1 protein-coding gene is annotated in these 1,675 nt (G+C 52.2%); it reads right to left on the bottom strand.

What is annotated here, in order from left to right:
- Positions 1–65: 65 nt before the first annotated feature.
- Positions 66–1,675 (bottom strand): YncE family protein (locus IQK56_RS29715; protein ID WP_193901950.1); only part of this gene is annotated, 1,610 nt, incomplete at its 5' end.

Genomic DNA, 1,675 nt, shown 5'->3' with positions numbered 1-1,675 from the left:
GTATTGCTACGGGGCATTTTATTTTTTAGTGCCTGTATGTGTTTAATATCAGGGTTGTTGTAAGTTTAGATGTCGATAACAGTTACGCTATTACCCCCAGCATTGGCGACGAACATTCTTTGTCCGTCAGTGGTTACAACAATTCCTTTGGGTTGGTCAAACGGCGAGATGGTGGTAATCACCTCTCTTGATGAAGTGTCAATAACTTTTACTGTGTTGCCTGAGTTTTCTGTGACATAAGCCCGTTCAGTGATTGGGTTGAATGCGACCGCCCATGGTCGATTAAAACCTGGAAGCGATTTGTAAAGGGTCAGAGCGTCATTGCGAGTGTCAAGAATATTTATAAAGCCGCTAGCATTGTTAGCTCCGATGACTGCTACGTACAAGGACTCTTCATGAGGGTTGTAAGCTAAGGCGTTTGTGCTCGCTTGATTGCTATAAGTGCCCAAGCGGGTAGTCGTGGCTTGGTCATAGACAATGGTTTGGTTTGAGCCTGTGACATATAGCCGATTACCCAACAAGTTTGTTGTGATGGCGGTTGGTGGTGTTGAGGAGTTTTGGTAGGCGGTGCCTATAGGTTCGAGTGAGGTGTTCCAAGTTAGGACAAGGTATTGAGCTGGTCGTGGATCTTCTGGATGGCTGTACCACCAAATTCCCATATATAAACGATTACCTGCTGCGTTAGCAGTAGGGCCACTTTGGCTGGGGAGTGTGCCTGCCGATGCAATCACTTGGAAATAGTCGCTGTCAAAAGCTCTTACCTGTCGATCGCTAGTTGCCACATAAATCCTTTCGCCTGACGAGTCAACGGCTAGGCCCGTAGGTGTTGACTGTAGATTGATATGTGTGATTACTGTCAGTGTCGTAGTGTCAACGATAGACATTGTCAGACTTCTAACATTGGCTACGTACAATCGAGTATTGTCGGGGCTGAGCGCTAAGTATGTTGGCTCCATCCCGACAGTGATAGTGCCTACAATCACCCCCGAAGCCCTCTTGACCCGATACGGCGGCGAAGTCTCCAACGGCTTCGCCGAAGACTTGTTCCCCGTGCCATCCAGCGACGCCAATACCTTCACTCTCAGCGTGTCGCCTTCATGCAGGCTGCGCAGGTAAGTGGCCGGTATCGGCATGCTGATCCGCCGGGCGTTGAACTCTTCGTTACTGACGGGCAGGCTTATCCGCAGCGCATAATTGCTGCTGCTGAGCAGATCAATCCACATCGCCCGCCCAGGCCTCATGAACGGCCAGCCGTCCACCCGCACGGTGTAGGCCTTGTTGGTTTCAACCTGGTCCCCCACCGCTTCTGGAATCCTTACCAGATCCAGCTCCTGCGCCGGCAGGTCTTGCACCTGCAGGGTCAGCTCTGTTGAGGTGGTTGAGGCATGGTCGCGTAGCACCTCATAAAACACCTGGCAGTTCATGCCGAGATTGGCGCCGACAAAGTAGTTGGCGACGGTAAAGCTGACATAGTTTTCCCCCGGCTCCGGGATACCGGGTTTGCTTGGAATATCCGGTGTGCCGAGCCCCGCAGTACCGATGATGTGCACCTTGATCTGATCGCTGGGCAGCATCGGGCTGTAGCTCACCCGGATCGTCACCACTTCCGGGCGTGGCGGCAGCACATGCTCGGGGTTCAGACGCGTCAGGGTCGATGTGATCACTGTGCCTTCCA

Origin of the sequence: Pseudomonas cyclaminis (assembly GCF_015163715.1) — a bacterium.
In the GTDB taxonomy this organism is placed as follows: Bacteria; Pseudomonadota; Gammaproteobacteria; order Pseudomonadales; family Pseudomonadaceae; genus Aquipseudomonas; species Aquipseudomonas cyclaminis.
This window is presented reverse-complemented; position numbering and strand designations above follow the sequence as displayed.